Genomic DNA, 17,537 nt, shown 5'->3' with positions numbered 1-17,537 from the left:
GCCATATCATGGGCGCCTGCCAACTGAAACAGTTTGAAAAGTAGTGAGATTAAAGTAGGTCCAAGCTTTGAATCCTAGGTGATTTTAAATCAATATGAACGGATTAACTCAAGTAAAGTACACACAAATCTTATTATCATTGATGTTTTGGATTTCAATGTCCATATCATATATTTCCTTTAAGACATTGGAGTTGATGACCTGTTCGGTCGGTCCATTATGGACAACCTTTCCATCCTTCAATGCAACGATGTAATCGGAGTAACAAGAAGCAAAATTAATATCATGGATGACGATGATGACCGTTTTTCCCAATTCATCGGTCAGTCTTCTTAAAACCTTCATGATTTGAACGGAATGCTTCATGTCCAAGTTGTTCAATGGTTCGTCAAGAAGCACATATTCTGTGTTTTGAGCAATGACCATGGCAATGAATGCCCGTTGTTGCTGTCCACCACTAAGCTGGTCTAGAAACTTGTCCTGCATATCGGCAAGTTCCATATATTCAATCGCTTCATCGACATATACCCAATCCTCTTTCGTCAGTTTCCCTTGTGAATAAGGAAAACGGCCAAAAGCGACGAGTTCACGAATGGTTAAACGAATGTTAATGTGGTTGGCCTGCTTTAGAATGGCAATCTTCTTCGCAAGCTCGTTACTTTTGAAATTGTTCATATCTTTTCCATCAATCAGGACGTCCCCTGAATCTTTGGCAATGAGCCTGCTTATCATGGAGAGGACCGTACTTTTTCCTGCACCATTGGGTCCAATGAAAGAAGTGATCTTTCCTTTTTGGATTTTCAAAGAGACATCCTCAACGACCGTTTTATTATTGTACCGTTTGAATAATTTTTTAACTTCTACCATGATTTATTCTCCTTTAATAGAAGATAGATGAAATATACACCGCCGATAAAGTTGATGATGACACTTAATGTAGTCGAGAAGGTAAAGATCCTCTCAACAATGAACTGACCGCCGACCAAGGCGATGACACTGATCAGCATCGCACCCGGAAGGATGATTTTATGCTGATAGGAATTGATGAATTGATACGCGACATTGGCAACCAGCAAACCGAGGAATGTGATGGGACCGATCAGGGCCGTTGAAATCGAGATGAGTATCGTGACAACGATCAATACTCGTTTGGTGACGTAATCATAATCCACACCCAAGTTGACGGCCTGATCCCTACCAAGGGACATGACATCTAAATATTTCATGAATCTAAAGAAGTAAGCGATAGCCGCGATCATGAGTACAATAGCCAAGATTAAAAGATCTGTATTGACATTATTGAAACTCGCGAACATTTTGTTCTGTATGATTTGGAACTCATTCGGGTCAATCAACACCTGCATGAAGGATGACATACTACCGAATAATGTTCCAAAGATGATTCCAATCAGCAGTAGGAAATAAATGTTCCGGTTCTGCTTGAACATGAATTTGAAAAGCAAACTGGCAAAGATGAGCATGATGGCCAACGTTACCAGGAAGTTAAGGTTTTTATTCGTGATCAAGATATGCGTCGAGCCAAGCAAGAAAATGACCGCTGTTTGGATGAGCATATACATGGAATCTAATCCCAAGATGCTTGGTGTCAGTATTTTGTTATTGGTGACCGTCTGGAATATCACTGTAGCAAAGGCTATCGCACACCCCACTACGATGATGGCGATAATTTTCCAGACCCGCCTCGGAAGGGAATAATCCCAATTCGGGCCAAGGTCCCAAAAGATGTAAAAGGCTGTTAAAACGGCGGCAAGAACCGCCAATATTATGATCTTACTCTTATTATTCATATGCCTTTCTCCTCATTATCAAATAGATAAATATGGCGCTTCCTATTACTCCCACCACAAGGCCAATCGGAATCTCGAATGGATAAATGATGATCCGGCCCAAAATATCGCAGATTAATAGGAAAACAGCCCCTAGCAATGCTGTATGAGAAAGACTCTTCTTCAAGTTATCACCAAGGTAAAGGGAAACAATATTAGGTACGATCAACCCGATGAAAGGAATTGTTCCTACCGTTAATAAAACGAGCGTGGAGGCAAGCGCCACGATAACCAATCCAAGGTTGACCACAAATTTGTAATTGAGGCCCAGATTGATGGCAAACTCTTCCCCCATCCCTGCCACCGTGAATTTATTGGCAAAGATATATGCGACGATGACTAACGGGATACTAGCATATATCAATTCATACCTACCCGACATGATCATCGAGAAATCCCCATTCATCCAAGTGTTGAGGCTTTGGATTAAATCATACTTATAAGCAAAGAAAGTTGAAATGGATCCAACGATATTACCAAACATCAATCCCACTAATGGTATGAAAATAGTATCCTTATATTTTACTTTGTCCAGTATTTTCATGAATAGAAAAGTACCAGCCAAGGCGAAGATGAAGGCAAATGCCATTTTCTCTATAAGGGCTGCCGATGGGAAGATGATCAGAGCAAGAAGAAGACCTAGTCTTGCTGAATCCATCGTACCGGCAGTTGTAGGTGATACAAATTTGTTCCTGCTCAATTGCTGCATGATAAGACCACTGATGCTCATGACGACACCAGCTATAATAATGGTTACCATTCTAGGAAAACGGCTTTGCAACATAATTTGGACTTTATCATCACTTAAGTCCAATAAATCCAAGGGCGTAATATCCTTAACACCTATAAATAGAGAAGTAAAGGATAAAACGATTAACATAAGAACTAAATATCTAATCTTCATCTACGTTTCCTACTCTTCCTATCTCAGTAAATATACAGTGATATATGATTGATTTGAAACTATGTATTAATGCTTGAATGAAAATTCATTTCAAATGAACGATAGAATGATGTTTGTCACTTAAATATGATAATGAGATTCATTATCATTATTACCTTTTCATTCTACCATGTCTCCGCTATGTGTCAACTTAATAAATCTAATTACTTGGGTATAATGTAATTGTCTGGATGACTCTTTACCGAGAATTCCTTTCATTCTTTAGGACCGTTCGTCCAGCTCTACCTATGCACCCCCCTTCCTACATGATAAAATGGAAATAACATCTATTTACTCTTCAACGAAAGTAGCGATATGATGAAAACCTTTCTAACTAAACTTTTCACAAAAAAAGAACATGTCAAAATAGAATTTTGCCAAAATAATCTTGATCGTTTCCTCAATGAACAAACTTCGGAGGTCTATGGAAAATTCTTAAAGAGTCCCCGGATTCAGTATAAAGAATATGAATGTTTAAGTGAATGTGCGCTTTGCAAGAAATCTCCTTACGCCAAGGTTAATGGAGAATTGGTTATTGGGGCCGACACAGACGACCTTTTAAGCCAGTTACAAAACACATTAAAATAATATATGGGCATAAACACTTAGGTTCTATTAATCATTTTTACCATATCGTTAGCTTTGACTACTTTTCTTGTGCACATTATGTTAATTTATGGTAAATGACTTTTCCAGGAGGACTATCTGTGAAAAAAATCGTACCTACCTTAGTTTCTGTCATCTCTCTTAGCCTTGCCACTGGATTGCCGAGCCATAGCAACGTCGCTCAAGCAGAAGAATTCACTCCTTACTATGGGAGTGGGCCAAGTTACATTCAACCTGATAATCTCTCCTACCTCTTTCCTGTACCTGACACTTCATTCAAGACGCCTGCCTTTCAACAAGATCGACTTGCTTTTACCAGTCAAGAAGAAATGAACACATTCATCGAAGGTCTCACCCATAAAAATAAGCATATTCAAATGAAGACCATTGGTCAATCCACAGAAGGTCGCGATATTCCCATGCTTCTTTTCAGTAAGGACTCAAAAAAACTGCAAAAGAATTCAAAGAAACCATTGATCTGGATTCAGGGACAAATTCATGGCAATGAACCCGCTGCCGGGGAATCCACCTTAGTCATTGCCCAATGGTTAGCAGAAGGGAAGCTTGGCAATGTCCTCGATAAAGTGAATATCGCCATCGTCCCACGCGTGAATCCGGATGGATCCTATTACTTTAAACGCACGACGGCCACTAACTTGGATGCCAATCGGGACTATTTAAAAGTGGAGCATCCTGAAGTCCAGACAATCCACCGGGCAATAAATGCTTACGAACCAGAGGTCATTCTTGACGTACATGAGTACACGGTCAACCCTGCCCCGCTTAAAAAAGTCGGCAAGAATGGCGCAATAGCTTCATATGATTTGCTCATCTCTTCAGCAAAGAATCTAAATATCCCGCAGCAGCTGCGAAAAGCATCCGATGAATTGCTTTTGCCGAAGGTTTTTAAGACATTGGAAAAAGAAAAGCTATCCTATAAGGACTACTATACTCTCGCTACCTCTGAAGATGGGGTGCTGACGGCCACAGAAGGAAGCACGGAGGCACGGATTGGACGTAACGCTTTAGGCTTGAAGAATACGATGTCTTATTTAATAGAAACTCGCGGAATCAATATTGGTCGGACGGATTTCACGCGACGTGTGCATGCACAAGCTACAGCACAGGCTGCCTTCATAAAAGCAACGGCTGATCAGGCAACCAAAGTGAAAAAAGTGGTTCGCCAATCAGAAAGTGAAGTCGTCAAAAAAGGCGCAAAAGCAAATGACAATGATAAGGTTGTCATAAAAAGTGAAAATAAACGAATCAAGAACCAAAAACTAACGGTCATCGATCTGGAAAAAGCCAAAAAGGTGGATACGTCCATCGATTGGTTTGATTCGACCGACGCTTACCCTACACTGGTCAGAAATCGTCCAACGGCTTATATCCTCCCTTCCGAGTACAAAGAGGTAGCAAAAAAACTGGAGCGATTGGGTGTTCAAGTGAATACACTTAAAAAGTCCATCACTATACCGGTTGAAAGCTACAAAGTAACAGATTTGAAAGTTTCCGACGAACTGGAAAATGGACATGCAACGAAAGAAGTGACGACCTCCGTCCATACGAAGAAACAAAGCTTCCCAAAAGGTAGCTATGTATTCAATATGTCCCAGCCTGATGCCAACTTCATTGCCCTAACCCTTGAGCCCGAAGGCATCGACAGTTACGTGACCTTCAATTTCATCCCTGCGGCCAAAGGCGATGAACTTCCGATTTACCGTTACATGAAACAACCACCCTTACCGGTAAAATAGACTGAGAACCCGAAACGAAAACACGCCTGAGCATTAGTGCTCAGGCGTGTTTTCGTTTCTTTTGGAATGGAACAGTGGTGGGTGAATATATTTAAAAGGATGACTAGAAAGGGGGAAAGTCTTTGAGCGAGCATGTATATACGGAAATCAACCGCCTTGTTAACCGGTTAAAGCAAGATCAGTCTTCGGATGGATCGTGGAATTATCCGTTTGACACCGGGATTACGGCGGATGCCTATATGATTATCTTACTGAAAATACTGCAAATAGAGGACGAACCGCTTATAGAGGCATTGGTGAACAGGATTGAAAGCAGACAGACGGAAAATGGTTCGTGGAAACTCTTCCATGATGAAAAAGACGGAAACCTATCCGTTACCATCGAGGCTTACTATGGGCTTCTCTATAGTGGCCTCCGGAAAAAACAAGATCCCCATATCAAAAAGGCGAAGCAATTCATCCTTGCCCATGGCGGAATCAAAAAAGCCAAAATGTTAACGAAAATGATGCTGACCGTCACCGGCCAATACAAATGGCCACTCATCTTCCCGTTGCCTCTAGAAGTTATATTATTGCCGCCCGTCTCTCCCGTTAATATGTATGACCTCTCCGTATTCGGACGGGTCAACATGATTCCGCTACTTCTTCTAGGTCATAAAAAATTCCAGATCAAATCTCCCATCACTCCTAATCTAAAAGATTTATATCACACCCGGGAGGAACGATCAAAGGAACACGTATGGGAAGAATATCGAACTGATGAGTACCGGTCCTTCTTCTCTACCGTACAGAATGCCGTTAAGTCCTTGATTGGATTTCCCGATTACCTTCATTCGCTAGCCCTTGAAACAACAAAGCGCTTTATGATTGACCGCCTTGAGCCCGATGGAACGCTCTATAATTATTTTGGCTCCACCTTCTTCATGATTTTTGCCTTGCTATCAGTCGGCTATTCAAAAGATGACCCCGTCATCCTGAAAGCTGTTGAAGGCTTGAAGGGCATGGCCTGTTCAATCGATGGCCATACCCATATCCAGTTCACTACGCCTCATGTATGGAATACCTCATTGATTAGCTATGCTTTACAGGAAGCTGGCGTATCTTCAAAAGACCAAACGGTGAAGGCTGCTAATCAATATTTGCTTAGCCGTCAGCATCATATCTTTGGCGATTGGCGGATCCATAACCCAAAAGCTGTTCCTGGCGGTTGGGGATTTTCCGATTTGAATACCATGAACCCCGATGTCGATGATACGAGTGCCTCGTTGCGCGCATTGGCATATGAATTAAAGCACAATCCAACGAATCAGGACAGCTGGCAACGTGGAGTCGCGTTCATGATTTCCATGCAAAATGATGATGGGGGATTCCCTTCATTCGAACGGAATAATGATCATCAATGGCTCCACCTTGTTCCTTTCGAAGGATCGAAATACCTGTTAACGGACCCCTCCACCCCCGATCTAACAGGGAGGGCACTCGAATTCTTAGGTAACTATACAAATATGAAGAAACCTGAAAAAGTCAGCAAAAAAGCCGTCAATTGGCTATTGGATAATCAAGAACCGGATGGATCATGGTATGGACGCTGGGGAATTTGCTATCTTTATGGGACTTGGTCTGCTTTGACAGGACTAAAGGCGGCCGGACACTCTTCAGACCATCCTGCCATAAAGCAATCTGTGGGCTGGTTGAAGAAAATCCAAAATAAAGATGGTGGTTGGGGGGAGTCTTGCTATAGCGATATAAAAGAAAAATATGTTCCACTCGGTACCAGTACTCTGACCCATACGGCCTGGGCAGTGGACGCCCTGATATCCACTTCAGAAGAGCCAACACCTGAAATCAAGAAGGGAATAACCTATCTCATTCGTGAAGGGTCAAAAGAGTGCTGGGCCAATGAGTATCCAGCAGGCCAAGCAATGGCCAACTTTTTGTATATTCATTATCACAGTTATCGTTATATTTATCCCTTATTAACATTAAGTCACTACAAAAATAAGTTCATGAATGATTAAAGACCGGTTATCCACCATTCAATTAAGGAATGGTGTTAGGATGTGGATGAATTGTGGAAAACAATCCTGGATACCGGTTCAGTTATCCACATTCCTTGGTTATCCACACCAAATGACGTCGGATTTTTTTTAAAACAGTACACTTATCCACAAATTTCAATATCTGTATCACATTTCAAGAATCTATAGGCCGAAAATTGTGCACATCCCCTTCTAATATGAGCTCAACCTGTACGTTTTGTGGATAGATTGGGGATGACTCTTTCATTGGATACCTTTCAAAGGTTATAAATGGGGAAACCCATGCCCTTTTACCTTACCGCGTAACACCCATACGAGTAGTCATTAATATGCTGGTAGCGGAGGTGAAAAAATGGCTATCTCGATTAGTCTTTGCATGATAGTAAAGAATGAAGAAGACACGCTTGCTGCCTGTCTTACTTCCGTAGGTGAAGTGGCAGATGAAATAATCATCATCGATACAGGGTCTGCAGACCAGACGAAACAAATCGCTGCCACTTTCACAGATCATGTATATGATTTTGAATGGATTGATGATTTTGCCGCAGCGAGGAATTTTGCTTTTTCGAAAGCGACAAAGGACTATATTCTATGGCTCGACGCAGATGACATTTTAACAATGGAAAATAAGCAAAAGTTATTAACGCTCAAAGAAACGCTTCCTAGTTATGTTGACTCCGTCATGATGTTCTATCATCTCTCATTTGATGAGCATGGCAACCCTAGCTTCAGCTCGCGTCGAAACCGGCTCGTAAAACGAGAAAAGAACTTCCGGTGGATTGGATTCGTTCATGAATACCTCGATGTGAAGGGGAATATTTTTCAATCGGATATTGCGATTGTTCATAAAAAGGAAAAGGTCCATAGCGACCGGAATTTGAAGATCTATGAAAAAGCACTCAAAGCAGGACATCCTTTCACACCACGTGACAAATATTATTTTGCAAATGAGTGCAAGGACCACGGCCACTACGAAAGAGCCATTGAATGGTATCAAAAGTTCCTCGATGAGGGCAAGGGCTGGAGCGAGGATAATATTCAAGCATGTGGAAAGATTTCCGATTGCCTTCTCCAGACCAAAGATTGGCTTCCAGCCATCCAAAGTTGCTTAAAATCGTTTGAATACGATACCCCAAGAGGAGAAAACTGCTGCCGGCTCGGCTCTATTTATCTGCAGCAAAATGATTATGAACGCGCCATATTCTGGTACAATTTAGCGACACAAGTTGCCATTCCAGAAAATAAAAGCCCCTTCATTGACCGAAGTTGCTATACATGGCTGCCTCATATCCAGCTCTGCTTGTGCTATGACCGTCTTGGAAAGTACGGTGAAGCTAACAAGCATAATGAGTTAGCATCTGAATTCGTGCCTAATCACCCTGCCGTGCTCTATAATCGGAAATACTTCCAAGACATGAACGAGACATGAAAACACCCCCGTTTATCTTAAACGGGGGTGAACCTATATCAGTCATTAAGCTAATAGGTGCTTCTTCTTGTTGAAAGGCAGCCCGGTCTTTTTAATCGTCCAAATCCACTTTTAACACTTTGCCTGTATTCGCGTCAACTTCTAGATCGTATTCCTTCTGGTCTTGCTTGATTTCCAATTCATAAACAAGGATGCCATTTTCCATATCCGCTTCTAGATCCGTTATTTGACCCTCCACCTGCTTCAGGGCGATCTTTTCAGCTTCTTCCATGCTGATTTTTGCCGTTTTCAAAGCTTCCTGGATCAATGCGTCCTCATCCTGATCATCGTCCATCTCTTGAGATAGGACCGTCCCCTCTTTCGCATCGACTTCCACATCCTGATAACCTTCTTCCGTTTTAACGGTCATGTCATACGTGATCGGATATTCGTCCCACTCTTTTTCGACTTGGACAACCTCGCCACCAAGTTCTCCAGATATCATGTTGATAGCATCCTTTTCAGATAACGTTCCCTGGTTGACCGCATACACTGCCGTTCCGGCAACACCACCGAATAGTAAAACCGCTGCCCCTGATATCGTTATGATTGCTTTTTTCCTTTTGTTGATGTTTTCTTTTATTTTGCCCCATGTCTTTTTCATGAATGAATTCCTCCTTTAAGTTGTACCTTAAGAATAACCATTCTCTATGAGGCCACCATGAATGCTAGATTAGAATTTGATGAGAAAGACTAATCGTGACGGTTGTACCCGTTCCCTTTTCACTTTGAATCTCCAATCTTCCGCCAAGAGACTCAACTAGGGAGCGAGCAATCGATAGACCGAGCCCATTCCCCCCCGTTTTCCTTGCCCGTGAGGAATCTACCCGGTAAAAACGCTCGAACACGTGCGGCAGATGCTCTTCAGAAATGCCTACACCCTGATCCTGTACCTCTATCAACAGTCTTCCGTCCTTCACATGAATGGAAATGTGAATCGCTGAATCACTATATTTCATCGCATTGTCCAATAAGATTATAAGAATCTGTTCGAGCTTACTTGAAACCGTCTCCGTATGGATGGAAGAAAGCTCTGAACTGACAGTCACTTCACGTTCCGTAGTCCGTCTGAACGTTTGGGCAATTTGCTCACAAAATGAAATCAGTTCGATCTCTTCCTTCATATCGGAAGACGGTTCCGTTTGGGAAGCGGCCTTCAGTAGATGTCCCGTCAGCTGCTTCATCCGGAGCGCTTCATGATGAATCGCCTCAACTCCCTCTTCTAGAATCGCCTCATCCTTCATGCCCCAACGTTTTAATAAGGAAGCGTAGCTTTCTATCACGGTTATCGGCGTTTTCAGTTCATGCGAGGCATCCGAAAGAAATTGCTGTTGCTGATTAAAGTTCCGTTCAAGTCTTCCGATCATCCTGTTAAATGCAACCCCCATTACCTGAAGTTCATCCTTTGATTTCTCCGGCAATGGGATCTCTTTGAATTCTCCGCTTTCCTCAATATCCGACATGGTCCGGCTCATGATGGAAATCGGTTTTAGGATAAGGTTTGCCAACCACTTCCCGGCGATAACCGATAAGAGAATGACAAATAAGGATGAACCAACGAGCACAAGCGCCAGCATGGATAACTGTTCAAGGAGGGCATCCTGTATTTGGGTGACCTCTATCATCCCCGACGGAGCGCCTTCCTCCGGATAGGGCGATCGGTAAGTCAATACGTATTCACCATCCACTTTTGCGAAGTTATACCCCTTATCGTCAAATGATTTCACCGCTAGCTCCTCAAGTCCATCTTCATCAACAAAGCGATTTACCAAGGAACCGTTCGAATTGAAAATCCGCACCATCCCATCGTCCGGCGTATAGGGCTCAATCGCCTTTGAATCTCCGGAAAAGAGATCTCCCACCTGTACGTTTTCTTCTAGTAGCTTTGCCTGATTTTCGAGTATATCCTGTTCCCGCTCTATAGAAATCCAAAGAAAAGCAACGAGGACGAAGACACTTAACAAGACCAGCATGATGGTCAAAAACAAACTCGAGTACCATTGGATTTTTGTCCGGATCTTCATAGCGGCTCCTTCAAGCTATACCCCACACCGCGATAAGTATGAATGAGAGGCACATCATAAGGATAGTCGATTTTTTTACGCAAATACCGGATATACACATCCACCACATTCGTATCTCCAGAAAAATCATATCCCCATACATGGGAGATGATCTGATCTCGTGACAGAACCTGATTCTTATTTTGTAAAAGATAGACCAGCAAATCGAATTCGCGGGAAGTCAGCTCAATCCGCTTACCGGCACGCAGGATATCTCTTGTGCCCAGTTCCAATTGTAAATCGTGAATCGTTAGACTATCCTCTTTTACATCTTTAATGCCGCCGCCAGTTTGGCTCCTAAAGCACGCACGGATCCTGGCCAGCAATTCCTCTATTTCAAAAGGCTTGGTTACATAATCATTCGCTCCATGATCAAGCCCATTCACCTTATCCGGTACCGCATCCCTTGCCGTCAGAAGGATGACCGGCGTATGAACATTCTTTTTCCTGAATCGTCTTAATACTTCGATCCCATTTAACTCAGGGAGCATCACATCCAGTAAAATCAAATCCCAGTCTTGCGCTTCCGCCCTCTCGAGTCCTGTTTTTCCGGTAAAAGCCGATTCGGTTTGATACCCTTCATGGTTGAGCTCCAACGTCAGCACCCTTGCGATTTTCTCTTCATCTTCTATGATCAAAATTCGTTTATCCATCATTCAACACCACCTAAATCTTAGTGTACTGAAGAAATATGAAAATATCATGAGAAATGGACGATTCCCATTGAAAAAATTAAAAAGAAAACAGCCATCTTTCTAGAAGAGGGCTGCTTTCATATTGAAACAAGAGGTTTGGGAATCGAGATGAATTATTTACCCGTCCAATTCTGACTGATAAATTCGTCACGGCCAGATTTCTCACGGTCCTCTTTATAATGTTTTTCGTTTTTCTTGTGATAATCCTGATGATATTCCTCAGCAGGATAAAAAGTTTGGGTCGGAAGGATTTCCGTAACGATCGGTTTCTTGAATTTTCCGCTTGCACTTAGTCGCTCTTTGGATTCAAGAGCTAATTGGTGCTGTGTCTCATTATGATAGAAAATGGCCGTCCGATATTGGCTTCCTCTGTCATGGAATTGTCCTCCATCATCGGTTGGGTCAATTTGCTGCCAATATAATTCAAGCAATCTCTCATAAGCAAAAACTTGAGGGTCGAACGTAATTTCAACAACTTCATAATGCCCCGTCGTCCCCGTTTTCAACTCCTCATAGGTAGGGTTTTCAACCTGTCCACCTGAATAACCAGAGATGATGCCTTCTATGCCTGGCAGTTCATCGAATGGTGTAACCATGCACCAAAAACAACCACCAGCAAATATTGCCTTTTCCATACCAATCGTCCCCCTTTACTCATCTAATGTAATAAAAACCAATATACCATAACCATTTGTTTTATGTAGTGGTTGCTGATTTCATAAGAAATAGGATAAGCCATATGGCCCATCCTATTTAATCTTTAGACCAGCCTTTTTCCTTGAACCGAACAATCGCTTCCACACGATTACTGACATCGAGTTTATCGAGAATGACCGAAATATAGTTCCGGACCGTCCCATTGGTAAGAAAAAGCTGGTTGGCAATTTCCTTTGTATTCTTTCCGTCCGCTATCAGCCCAAGCACTTGCGTTTCTCGTTCAGTCAATGGGTTCTCTTCTTCAAAGGCCATATCCACAAGCTCTGGGGCGTAGATGCGCCTTCCATCCATGATGACACGGATGGAATTGGCCAGTTCTTCACTTGGACTATCTTTAAGTAAATAGCCGCCCACTTCAGCTTTTCTGGCTCTTTCAAAATAACCGGGACGGGCAAATGTCGTCAAAATGATGACCTTACATTGGATTCCTTTATTCTTAATCTCTTCCGCAACATCCAGTCCGGTTTTCACTGGCATCTCTATATCCGTGACACAGATATCTGGTTGCAATCGATTTATGAGATTCATGGCTTCTTCTCCATCGCTGGCCTTCCCGACAACCTCCATATCCTCTTCCAAGTCGAGGATGGACCCAAGCGCTCCGAGTAACATCCGCTGGTCTTCAGCGATCACGATTCGAATCAAGTTAATCCCACCTATTCATTTTTAATTGCATTCGGAACCTTTATATAAACGATGGTCCCGTTGTTTGATTCTATGTCCAGGCTTCCATTCACAAACTCCAGCCTTTCTTTCATACCTTGAAGTCCATTTCCTTTATAGAAATCCGAAGTTTGAGTAAGACCCACCCCATTATCTTCGACTTTAATCATTACGCCCGTCTTCAATTCTTCAATGGAAATTTTACATAGCGTGGCCTTACTATGCTTAACGATATTGGTCACGGCTTCTTTCATGCACATGCTCAAAACCGTTTCGACAAACAAGGGTGTTGCTCGTAAATCCGTAGAGCCATCCAACTCAAAGCCTATTTGGGCAGCTTTCAAAATCTGCTTGACCCGAATGACTTCGTCGCTAAGCTTAGCCCCACGCATTTCCGACACCATTTCCCTCACTTCTTTTAACGCTGTCCTCGCCGTTTGACGTATATCCTTGATCTCTTTCTTAGCCGACTCAGGATTCAAATCAATCAACTTTCCAGCAAGGTCACTTTTCAACCCAATCAGTGAAAGCTTCTGCCCCAATGTATCATGCAAATCACGCGCGATACGCTGACGTTCCTCCATCTTCCCAAGTTCCGAAATTTGCTTGTGGGCATCTTCGAGCTGTTCTTCTAGCTTATCCCGCTTATTTCGATTATACGTATTGAACGGGAGTAGAATCACGCCCACTATACAAATGAGCATAAAGGGAAACTGTGAAAAGAAAATGGGGTCTTTCATGATGAACCCAATATTGACGGACACGATGGTAGCCAATAGTTGAACCGAATATAAGACAAAAAAGCCTACCTTATTTTGAACATTGCCTACGAAGAACGCTAGAAAAAGAGAAAAGTAAATAAAACCGAAAAAGATGGTCATCGATATGGAAATGGCAATTTGTATCCCTGTCCAAACATATACGGCCCATCCCTTGGAGGCGAACGAAAATCCGTAGGAGATGAAAAATAAAATGATCATAATTATACCGAAAATGATTTCGGACATCGAGGATGATCTAAAAATGAAGTAAAAAGGAAGAATACAGAAAATAATCCAGACATACGGGCTTAATCCAGTATTCTTCGGAAAAATATGATACCAACTTTGCATAGCGTCCCTCTGTTCCTTTTCCTTCTAGTATATACTACGAAGTTTTGTCAAAAAACCATTCAATCGAAACTGAATGGTTTTTTGACGGGATATTTATTTTTCTTGTAAACTTGGTCGTTTAGAAGTCATTTCAACTTTAGTTTTCGTTGCATTCAAACGTTCCTTAATTTCTTTAAAGCTTACAAACGTTTTATTTTCTCCATCATATAAGCGGAAACGGAGAGATTTCAAACTTGAGCCGAGCGTGATCGTCGTAGCCTGTTGTAAGGGCAGCGTCGAATCATGGACTTTCTCCAGATTATAGTTCGGCACTCTAGGGCTTAAATGATGCACATGGTGGAAACCGATGTTACCCGTTACCCATTGTAAAACCTTTGGAAGCTTATAATAAGAGCTTCCATCTATAGCTGCCTTCACATAATCCCAATCAGATTCTTCTTCAAAATAAGAATCTTCGAACTGATGTTGAACATAGAACAACCAGATGCCCAGTGAACCCGATACAAAAAGGATCGGTAATTGAATCATAAGGAATGCCTGCCAACCGATTGCCAAACATAATAGGCCGTATATCAACACGATAGCCGCGTTTGTAAGATACGTATTCATCCGTTCTTTTTTTCTTGCTCCCTTAACATTCAAACGATTGGTAACGAGGAATAGATAAAAAGGTCCTAATCCAAACATGACAATCGGATTCCGGTATAAACGGTAAGCAAGACGTCCCCAGAATGAAGCCGCAACATACTCATCAACCGTCATGACCCAAATGTCGCCTGTGCCACGTTTGTTCAGATTACTACTTGTTGCATGGTGAATCGAGTGACTGTGCTTCCATTGTTCATAAGGAAATAAAGTGACAATCCCACTAATCGTACCTAGGATATTATTCGCTTTCTTGCTTTTGAAAAAAGAGGAATGACAGCAATCATGGAAAATGATGAAAATCCTGATGACGAACCCTGAAGAAAGAATGGCGAATGCCAGTGTCAGCCAATAGGAAATGCTCAAACTCTGGTAAGCCAAGAACCAGAGTAGAAAAAATGGTGGAAATGTATTGATGATCTGCTTCACGCTTGATTTCGTATTCGACTTTTCAAAAGGCGCAACTTCTTTTCTTAACTGCTTTTGATCGTGTTTACTCATAGTTTCCTCCTTAAAATGTAAAAAATATGGAGTGTTTCAATAACGTCTATTCAATGGCATGAATCAACTTCTATATAGTAGTGATGAATGTTTTCTTTTCTATATTTCAATTATAGTTACATTCTTCAACCTACTGTAGTCATAAACGTCAATGAACTCATATGACATCTGTCATATACCCGTCTTACAGTCGCATTTAACCACCCTATTATTTCCTTTTTTTCTTGTTTTACGCATGAAATGATGGAAATGACAAGAACCTACCTGATATTCCAGAAAAAAGCAGATTCACCTCGAACGGCCGAAACACATACTGGGAATCATCAATTTACTGACTTTGGATCATGAGCATTTCATCATAAACCAAGTTTTGTCTAAGCTCCGTTGCTGTTTTAGTGGATATTTGATCCTCTTCAACCATTTGCTGAATGATATCACGTTCGATCTGCATCGCATTCAATTGAAAACGACTGACCATCTCTTCGAAACGATTTACTTCTTTTTCACTTAGTGTTCCGAATGGATTCAAATAATGATTATATCTTTGAATGACCAGCATGACTTCATGACGGTTTTCTGGAGTAGTTTGTTGTTTGATTACCATCATCGCTTCTTTTTGTGCCTCTTTTTGTGCTTTACGGAACTCCCGGATCAGGTCCGCATTTTTATTAATAGAGTTCTCTAATTTGTTTTCCCACTTTTTATCCCATTTGACATTGATCTTGTTTTTGATAAAGAGGGTCTTCCAATTAATCCACGCTCTTTTCAGAGGTGATTTTTGCATATAGTTTAACGTTCTTGAAACATACACCTTATAAAGCTCAAAAGTTGTTTCGGAGATAGCCCCTTTTTGAACTAACCCAAAAACGACTTCCATTTCCTTGCTGGTCCCTAGCTTCATCAAATCCTGTATGGTCTTATTATCCGGCCTTTTCGTTATTCCACGTTCCAAATCTATCAATTGTTCATTTAAATCTTCCATTACTTGATGAATCGCTTTCTGATTATCCATGGTTGCCTCTTTACTCAGCAGTTGGATTGTCTTATTTAACACAATTTTATAAGCTTCTTCAGTAGTAAGACGTTCATCCTCAGATTCAGTCGGTTTCCTTATTAATATCGGTAAAAGAAATGTAGCCAAAAAGACGCTTAGCAAAATTACACAGGCCGCGATAAATAAGACTGTATTACGCATCGGGAACGCCGTGTCATCCGGCATTAAAGTTGGTATGGATAAAGCGGTAGCTAAAGTTATGGTACCATGTATGCCACAAACTGATGCCAAAAGGGCATATCGCGATTTTGACACATTCTTATCATCCACAACGTTATTATCTTCAGGATGAACCCTGGACATAATAAATTGTTCCAATGGATTCACTCTGTTTTTCGTGAAAGTATCATGAAGAATGTATACCCAAATAAAACGGATCACCAATAATAAAAGTACAATCAAGACGCTAATTCCAAAAAGAGTTCCCCTATTTAAGTTGGACTCAATTTCCTGATAAACACTCGGTATCATGAATCCTAATAAAGTAAATACAAGACCATTCAAAAGATAACCTAATACAGACCATGTATTCGTAGATATAATTTGCAACTTGGTTGTGGAACTCTGAAGGCGATCCCGCTCAATGCCATGTATGACTCCTGCGGTAACCACTGCTAAGATTCCAGAAACATGGAACTCTTCAGCAACCATATAAATCACAAATGGTGTAATCAGCTCAATAACAATGGACATAGGAATTTCCTCTAGTCCATGAACCCGTAGGAACAATCGCAATTTAACGATTAAATAGCCCAGAAGGAGACCTATAATAATCCCACCTAAAGACACAAATAAAAAATTAAGCGAAGCATCTTTTATAGAAAAGACGCCCGTCAATGCAGCTGCCAAAGCCACTTTAAAAGCAACGATTCCGGCTGCATCATTGAAAAGCGATTCTCCTTCAAGGATGGGCATCATGTTTCCGGGCAATTTCAAGCCTTTTGTAATGGATTGTACCGCTACTGCATCCGTTGGGGTAATGGTCGCTGCTAAGGCAAAAGCCACAGCCAAAGGCATATCTGGAATTAACCAGTGGATAAAAAAGCCACCTGCAAAAACAGTCACGAATACTAACCCAAATGCCAATAACAGAATCGGCTTACGCAACTCAAGCATTTCTTTCCGAGATGTGTTTTTTCCTTCTGTAAATAGGAGGGGAGCAATAATACAAATCATAAATAATTCAGAATGAAAGTCTAATGATAAGTGGAGCGGTAAAAATGAAATGACTGCCCCCATGGCTATCTGATATATCGGGAGCGGAATACGAGGCCATTTAGCATTTAAGATTGTAGCGACTATTGTGGAAACTAATAAGCCGAGCAAAGTGATTAAAAATGACATAGAATCCTCCTATCTTCTAATATTTTGTACGATTTCCTCTAAAAAGGTGAAAAAGCATAGATATTTTAAAGCGATTATCACCA

The 17,537-nt window shown here is 41.5% G+C and carries 15 protein-coding genes; 4 read left to right on the top strand and 11 right to left on the bottom strand.

Annotated elements, in window-relative coordinates; translation table 11 throughout:
• Nucleotides 1-108: 108 nt before the first annotated feature.
• The 3 genes from ACQKL6_RS01690 to ACQKL6_RS01680 are packed head-to-tail and all read right to left on the bottom strand — an operon-like array spanning nucleotide 109 to nucleotide 2,751.
• Nucleotides 109-867: an ABC transporter ATP-binding protein gene (locus ACQKL6_RS01690; RefSeq protein WP_402870864.1), complete on the bottom strand. Its 759-nt coding sequence runs from the start codon at nucleotides 865-867 to the stop codon at nucleotides 109-111.
• The gene (locus ACQKL6_RS01685; protein WP_402870861.1) at nucleotides 861-1,808 is read right to left on the bottom strand and encodes an iron chelate uptake ABC transporter family permease subunit; all 948 of its coding nucleotides are present in this window, start codon (nucleotides 1,806-1,808) and stop codon (nucleotides 861-863) included. The genes ACQKL6_RS01690 and ACQKL6_RS01685 overlap by 7 nt, the downstream gene beginning before the upstream one ends.
• Nucleotides 1,801-2,751, bottom strand: coding sequence for an ABC transporter permease (locus ACQKL6_RS01680; protein ID WP_402870859.1), 951 nt, complete (start codon nucleotides 2,749-2,751; stop codon nucleotides 1,801-1,803). Before ACQKL6_RS01680 ends, ACQKL6_RS01685 begins: the two co-directional genes overlap by 8 nt.
• A gap of 354 nt (nucleotides 2,752-3,105) precedes the next feature.
• Between ACQKL6_RS01680 and ACQKL6_RS01675 the strand changes: the two genes are divergently transcribed.
• From ACQKL6_RS01675 to ACQKL6_RS01660, 4 genes are all read left to right on the top strand, one after another.
• The gene (locus ACQKL6_RS01675; protein ID WP_402870857.1) at nucleotides 3,106-3,378 is read left to right on the top strand and encodes a DUF1450 domain-containing protein; all 273 of its coding nucleotides are present in this window, start codon (nucleotides 3,106-3,108) and stop codon (nucleotides 3,376-3,378) included.
• Between the two features lie 119 nt (nucleotides 3,379-3,497).
• On the top strand, nucleotides 3,498-5,153 hold the full coding sequence (locus ACQKL6_RS01670; protein ID WP_407406519.1) for a M14 family metallopeptidase: 1,656 nt from the start codon (nucleotides 3,498-3,500) through the stop codon (nucleotides 5,151-5,153).
• A 122-nt stretch (nucleotides 5,154-5,275) separates the two neighbouring features.
• A complete protein-coding gene (gene shc / locus ACQKL6_RS01665; RefSeq protein ID WP_402870851.1) occupies nucleotides 5,276-7,171 on the top strand; it encodes a squalene--hopene cyclase in 1,896 nt (631 codons plus the stop codon).
• A gap of 373 nt (nucleotides 7,172-7,544) precedes the next feature.
• Nucleotides 7,545-8,621: a tetratricopeptide repeat-containing glycosyltransferase family 2 protein gene (locus ACQKL6_RS01660; RefSeq protein WP_427650398.1), complete on the top strand. Its 1,077-nt coding sequence runs from the start codon at nucleotides 7,545-7,547 to the stop codon at nucleotides 8,619-8,621.
• Nucleotides 8,622-8,712: 91 nt separating this feature from the next.
• Here the strand turns inward: ACQKL6_RS01660 and ACQKL6_RS01655 are convergent, their stop codons facing one another.
• The 8 genes from ACQKL6_RS01655 to ACQKL6_RS01620 all read right to left on the bottom strand — a co-directional run bounded on the left by ACQKL6_RS01655 (nucleotide 8,713) and on the right by ACQKL6_RS01620 (nucleotide 17,454).
• Nucleotides 8,713-9,264, bottom strand: a complete 552-nt coding sequence (locus tag ACQKL6_RS01655) for a PepSY domain-containing protein (protein ID WP_402954441.1) — start codon at nucleotides 9,262-9,264, stop codon at nucleotides 8,713-8,715.
• A gap of 64 nt (nucleotides 9,265-9,328) precedes the next feature.
• Entirely contained in the window at nucleotides 9,329-10,684 is a 1,356-nt protein-coding gene (locus ACQKL6_RS01650) for a sensor histidine kinase (protein WP_427650396.1), read from the bottom strand.
• Nucleotides 10,681-11,376 (bottom strand): response regulator transcription factor, encoded by a 696-nt coding sequence (locus ACQKL6_RS01645; protein ID WP_402954447.1) that lies wholly within the window; start codon nucleotides 11,374-11,376, stop codon nucleotides 10,681-10,683. Before ACQKL6_RS01645 ends, ACQKL6_RS01650 begins: the two co-directional genes overlap by 4 nt.
• Before the next feature lie 155 nt (nucleotides 11,377-11,531).
• Entirely contained in the window at nucleotides 11,532-12,053 is a 522-nt protein-coding gene (gene msrA / locus ACQKL6_RS01640) for a peptide-methionine (S)-S-oxide reductase MsrA (protein ID WP_427650395.1), read from the bottom strand.
• A 118-nt stretch (nucleotides 12,054-12,171) separates the two neighbouring features.
• Nucleotides 12,172-12,780 (bottom strand): response regulator, encoded by a 609-nt coding sequence (locus ACQKL6_RS01635; RefSeq protein ID WP_402870835.1) that lies wholly within the window; start codon nucleotides 12,778-12,780, stop codon nucleotides 12,172-12,174.
• An 11-nt stretch (nucleotides 12,781-12,791) separates the two neighbouring features.
• Nucleotides 12,792-13,910, bottom strand: coding sequence for a sensor histidine kinase (locus ACQKL6_RS01630; protein ID WP_403123891.1), 1,119 nt, complete (start codon nucleotides 13,908-13,910; stop codon nucleotides 12,792-12,794).
• A gap of 93 nt (nucleotides 13,911-14,003) precedes the next feature.
• Complete coding sequence (locus tag ACQKL6_RS01625; protein ID WP_402870829.1) at nucleotides 14,004-15,056, bottom strand: fatty acid desaturase; 1,053 nt, start codon at nucleotides 15,054-15,056, stop codon at nucleotides 14,004-14,006.
• Between the two features lie 328 nt (nucleotides 15,057-15,384).
• A complete protein-coding gene (locus tag ACQKL6_RS01620) occupies nucleotides 15,385-17,454 on the bottom strand; it encodes a Na+/H+ antiporter (protein WP_402954456.1) in 2,070 nt (689 codons plus the stop codon).
• Nucleotides 17,455-17,537: the final 83 nt, after the last annotated feature.

Source organism: Peribacillus sp. NPDC097197, from assembly GCF_050278025.1.
Lineage (GTDB): Bacteria > Bacillota > Bacilli > Bacillales > DSM-1321 > Peribacillus.
This window is presented reverse-complemented; position numbering and strand designations above follow the sequence as displayed.

What these genes read in the sequence shown, in the direction of transcription:
- ACQKL6_RS01630 (WP_403123891.1), bottom strand. Translation starts at nt 13,910, where the DNA reads ATGCAAAGTTGGTATCATATTTTTCCGAAGAATACTGGATTAAGCCCG.
- ACQKL6_RS01645 (WP_402954447.1), bottom strand. Translation starts at nt 11,376, where the DNA reads ATGGATAAACGAATTTTGATCATAGAAGATGAAGAGAAAATCGCAAGG.
- ACQKL6_RS01625 (WP_402870829.1), bottom strand. Translation starts at nt 15,056, where the DNA reads ATGAGTAAACACGATCAAAAGCAGTTAAGAAAAGAAGTTGCGCCTTTT.
- ACQKL6_RS01660 (WP_427650398.1), top strand. Translation starts at nt 7,545, where the DNA reads ATGGCTATCTCGATTAGTCTTTGCATGATAGTAAAGAATGAAGAAGAC.
- ACQKL6_RS01620 (WP_402954456.1), bottom strand. Translation starts at nt 17,454, where the DNA reads ATGTCATTTTTAATCACTTTGCTCGGCTTATTAGTTTCCACAATAGTC.
- ACQKL6_RS01655 (WP_402954441.1), bottom strand. Translation starts at nt 9,264, where the DNA reads ATGAAAAAGACATGGGGCAAAATAAAAGAAAACATCAACAAAAGGAAA.
- ACQKL6_RS01650 (WP_427650396.1), bottom strand. Translation starts at nt 10,684, where the DNA reads ATGAAGATCCGGACAAAAATCCAATGGTACTCGAGTTTGTTTTTGACC.
- ACQKL6_RS01685 (WP_402870861.1), bottom strand. Translation starts at nt 1,808, where the DNA reads ATGAATAATAAGAGTAAGATCATAATATTGGCGGTTCTTGCCGCCGTT.
- ACQKL6_RS01680 (WP_402870859.1), bottom strand. Translation starts at nt 2,751, where the DNA reads ATGAAGATTAGATATTTAGTTCTTATGTTAATCGTTTTATCCTTTACT.
- ACQKL6_RS01690 (WP_402870864.1), bottom strand. Translation starts at nt 867, where the DNA reads ATGGTAGAAGTTAAAAAATTATTCAAACGGTACAATAATAAAACGGTC.
- msrA (WP_427650395.1), bottom strand. Translation starts at nt 12,053, where the DNA reads ATGGAAAAGGCAATATTTGCTGGTGGTTGTTTTTGGTGCATGGTTACA.
- ACQKL6_RS01675 (WP_402870857.1), top strand. Translation starts at nt 3,106, where the DNA reads ATGATGAAAACCTTTCTAACTAAACTTTTCACAAAAAAAGAACATGTC.